This is a genomic window from Streptomyces longispororuber, from assembly GCF_024448165.1.
In the GTDB taxonomy this organism is placed as follows: Bacteria; Actinomycetota; Actinomycetes; order Streptomycetales; family Streptomycetaceae; genus Streptomyces; species Streptomyces longispororuber_A.
This window is the reverse complement of the sequence record NZ_JAMOLN010000373.1, coordinates 1-4138: the sequence shown is the minus strand read 5'-3', so window position 1 is coordinate 4138 and position 4138 is coordinate 1. Positions and strand designations below refer to the sequence as shown.

Genomic DNA, 4138 nt, shown 5'->3' with positions numbered 1-4138 from the left:
GGGTGCGGCTCGGCTGCTTGGGTCGACGGTGGGACGCCACGAAGGCGAGCTCCTTCATCCTCCGGCCGCCCACGGAACGACCGGTGGGCGGTGCCCTCCACCGTCACTCGCCTCGTGGGAGTGATCATTTGAAGGTCTGAGGCCTGACCTTAGTGACCTTCCTGTGACCATTTCAAAGTCTTGCGTGAAAAATCTTGGCCATGCCTGCATTATTTACGCACAACTCACGTCCAGTGATGCCAACTTGACGGTATGCAGCCATCCGAAGGCTCGGGGCTGGGCCTGAGGCCACGGGGTCTTCTCGCCGACCTTGCCCGGACCGGGGGTGCGGGGATCGACCGCTTCCAGGGTCGGGCCCACTGTGTGTACGGACCTCGCCGCGGTGTGGTCCGGCGAGGATGAGCCAGCCTGCACTCCGTTCCTTTCGGTTTGGCACAGAGACCAGCCCCATCGTCTGCACGACGCCACCATCCTGAACCGCTCGATTCCTTCACCCGTCGTGCCGAGCCGGCGCAAGACCTCCAGCACGCTCTGCCGGACGGCGGCTGGACGGCTGGCCGCCGGCGAGCCTCGAGAGCATGTGGGCGAAGGCGTCGGCTGCTCCGTACGTCACAACTTGACGATGGAGTCAAAAGTCCAAGGGCATGCGAAATTCCTGCATGGCCGCCCGGACGCCCGCGTCACCACGATGACTTCCATGAACAACACCTCAGATCGGGCCGACCGGGCCGACACCCTTCACCCGCTGACCTCGAACGGCTACGCACTCGAGGCCAATCGGCTGGGGCCCCTCGAACCGGTCACACCCGAAGAGCTGGATGACAGGGAGACCGTACTGGCCCGCTTCGAGCAGGACGGCTACCTCTACATGCCGGGTTTCCTCGACAGAACGAGCGTGCTGGACTTCCGCCGGCACTACTTCTCCGCCCTGGCAAGCAGCGGACTGACCCGGCAGGGAAGCGATCCCGGCGAGGGCATCGCCGCCGACCCCGCGTGCGTCGACCGCGGGCGGCTGCGGACGACCCTCTTCAACGACGTCGTACCCGGCGCGGAGTACGAGGCGCTCTGTCGCCATCCACGCCTGGTCGCCTTCTTCCGCTGGCTGCTCGGCGAGGAGGACCTGCACCTCCACCACCGCAAGATCATCCGGCATGTGGCCCCGGACGAGGCCGGGATCGGAACGGCGACCCAGGCCCACTACGACCTGGTCTACCTCCGCGAGGGCACGGACCGAGTGGTGTCGGCCTGGATTCCGCTGGGTGACATCCCAGTCAGCCGTGGCCCTCTCATCTACCTCGAGGGCAGCCATCACGTGACGCTCCGGCAGGAGGCGGAGGGCACGCTCAAGCGCCCGGCTGCGTCCCTCACCGCCGACTTGCCCGCCCTTGCCACCGCATACGACTCACGCTGGCTCGTCACCGACTTCACGGCCGGCGACGTCATGATCCACAACGCACACATCATCCACGCATCGCTCGACAATCACGACCCCGGCGGAGTGTTCCGTCTGTCCACCGACATCCGCTACCAGCCCGCGGCCCAGCCGGTCGACCGGCGCTGGCAGAACCACTGGCACGATCAGGACGGCCTCTGACCGGAGGCGGCTCACGGCCTGGTCCCCGTCTCGGCAGCTTCGTGCAGGTCGGCGCGTACGGTCGTGAAGTCCATCGGCACGACCCGCGACAGGACTCGATGGGCACGGTTTCTTTTGAAGGGTGTTGGTCACGCCTCTTTCGGCGCGGCGGCCTGCTTGCTCATCTTCAGTACTTCGCCCGCAGCGGAGCGCATGGTGTGTGCTGCGTCGAACGAGCGGGTGAGAGCGCGGTGCGCGGCGTCGCGTACGGTGCCGGGTGTGCGTCGTAGGGGACCTCGGCGCAGCAGGTCGGACCAGAGGTCCAGGTGGCGCTGGGCGATGCGCGCCGGGTCGAAGCGGGCCGAGTTCCGCAGGGCTGCCTCGCCCATCTGCCGGCGCAGTTCGTCGTCACCGACCAGTTCGAGCAGTGCGGCCGCGATGCCGTCCACGTCACCGGGGGCCGTCAGGCGTCCGTCGACGCCGTCCGTGATGATCTCGCGTGGGCCGACCGGGCAGTCCGTCGAGACGACGGGCAGACCGCAGCGCATGGCTTCGACGATGGTCATGCCGAACGACTCCTTGGCGGAGGTCGAGGCAGCAATGGAGGCCTTGGCCCACTCCGGTTCGAGTGGGTTCACCTTGCCCATGAGGAAGACGTTGCGACTCAGGCCGAGTTCGCGGATCAGGGCGGTCAGGGACTGTTTCGCGTCACCGGTGGCGTCGCCGTTGCCGAATATCCGCAGCTGCCAGTCCGGGTGGGCGGCGACGACCAGGGCAAACGCCGTGACGAGGAGGTCGTACCGCTTCGTGGGGGTGAGCCGGCCAGCCGCCACGATCAACTTGCCGGTGCCGTCGGCCGGTTGCACGGACGCGGCGGGAACACTGTTCGGTATCGCTTCCACCCTCACCCCCGGCAGATTCAACTGCCGGTAGGCCTGGGCATCGGCCTCGGTCACGGTGGTGAGCGCGTCCAGCGACGGGTAGCGGTGGCGCATCTCGTGGCGCATGCGCAGTCCGTAACCTGACAGGGTGAGGTTCTCCTGCCCCACTCTGAGGGCAGCCGGATGCGCTTGCCGGGCGATGTGCACGTTCAGGCCGGGCCGGGTTCCGACGATCACGTCGGCGTCCAGGCCCGACAGGTACCGGCCGATGCGTTCGTCGGTGAGGCGGCTGTACTGGTGGTAGCGGCCATCGGCGCGGGGGAAGACCCTTGCGCGCTGGGCGTACCGGGGGTCGTCGCCGTCGTAGTCGGGAGAGGCGGCGCGTCTGTCGACCAGAGGGGTGAGCCTCACCCCCGGGGGCGCGCCCATGAACGGCACCCGGCGGTGCCGGAAGACCGAGATGATCTCCACGTCGTGCTGCTCGGCCAGTGCCGTGGCGAGGTTGAAGGTCGTCCTGATGGTGCCGCCGATGCCGTAGGCGTTGTGGATGAGGAAGCAGATGTGCATGCGCGAGACATTTCGTGAGAATCGATGGATCTTGAGCTGATGACGCCCAAGTCCGTTACGGGGCAGGGGAATTCGCCGCGTCGTTCGACGTGCGTCCTGGGTCTCCCGGCAGTCTCGTGCGCGGCGCGTCCGCGGCGCTTCGGGCGAAGGGTCCCGGTCCAGGGGCGCGGGAGGGCCATGCGAACTGCAGCCGTTCGGATGATGTGCTGGGGCGGAGCCACCGGTAGATGTGGTGAGTACGGCCCCGTGGACGGGGCACGCACAGGAAGAGGAACAATCAGTGACAGAGCACCATGACTCGGGCCTGGGGAGCTCCGATCCCGACGCATGGTGGCTGACGGCAGCCATGCAGACCGCGTTCGTCCTGCTCCTCGCCGGCTCGATCACGCGCCTGCTGACGCACGACGGGCCGGATGCGCGTACCGGATGGAGCCTCGGACTGTTCCTCGCCTTCGGCCTGCTCCATCTGAGCGGGCGAATATGGGGCCCTGCCCCGCGACGTGGCGAGCGGCCCACCACCCGGTACCTCATCCGGCTCGGTGCGGTGGTTGCCGTCTGGCTGGTCCTGCTCGTCCTCGAACCGAGCGCGACGTGGTGCACCCTGCCACTGCTCTTCACTGGACTGCTCCGGCTGCCGGGGCAGGTCGCGGTGGCGCTGGCCGCGCTGCTGACGCTCCTGATCGTCGCGTCCGAACTGCGCGTGGCGACGGGCCCGTTCAACCCCAACCTGGTGATCGCACCGGTGGCCCTGGGCATCGTCGCCGCAGCTGTTCTGCTGCACAGCCGGCGCCTGGCGGACCGGCAGCGCCTGCTGATCGACGACCTGGTCCGTGCCCGCGGTGAACTGGCCGCGAACGAGCGGCACACAGGCGCCCTGGCCGAACGGGAGCGGCTGTCTGCGGAGATCCACGACATCCTCGCGCAGAGCCTGTCCAGCCAGCAGATGCTGCTGCAGGCCGCCGACCGACAGTGGCACACGGCGCCGGGCACCGCGCAGGAACACGTCCGCGAAGCCCTCGCCGGTGCCGACCGCGCACTGGCCGAAGCACGCCGGTTCGTCCGCGACCTGACCCCGCTCGACCTCGACGGGCACACCCTGGTCCATGCGCTGCGGGGA

The 4138-nt window shown here is 68.2% G+C and carries 3 protein-coding genes; 2 read left to right on the top strand and 1 reads right to left on the bottom strand.

Features of this window, described 5'->3' with window-relative positions:
- Window positions 1-361 precede the first annotated feature (361 nt).
- Window positions 362-1594, top strand: a complete 1233-nt coding sequence (locus M4J07_RS46835; protein ID WP_255983337.1) for a phytanoyl-CoA dioxygenase family protein — start codon at window positions 362-364, stop codon at window positions 1592-1594.
- 128 nt (window positions 1595-1722) lie between these two features.
- Here the strand turns inward: M4J07_RS46835 and M4J07_RS46830 are convergent, their stop codons facing one another.
- Complete coding sequence (locus tag M4J07_RS46830) at window positions 1723-3021, bottom strand: glycosyltransferase family 4 protein (RefSeq protein ID WP_255983336.1); 1299 nt, start codon at window positions 3019-3021, stop codon at window positions 1723-1725.
- Window positions 3022-3301: 280 nt separating this feature from the next.
- Between M4J07_RS46830 and M4J07_RS46825 the strand changes: the two genes are divergently transcribed.
- Window positions 3302-4138, top strand: an 837-nt coding sequence (locus M4J07_RS46825; protein ID WP_255983334.1) for a sensor histidine kinase, incomplete at its 3' end; no start/stop codon positions are given.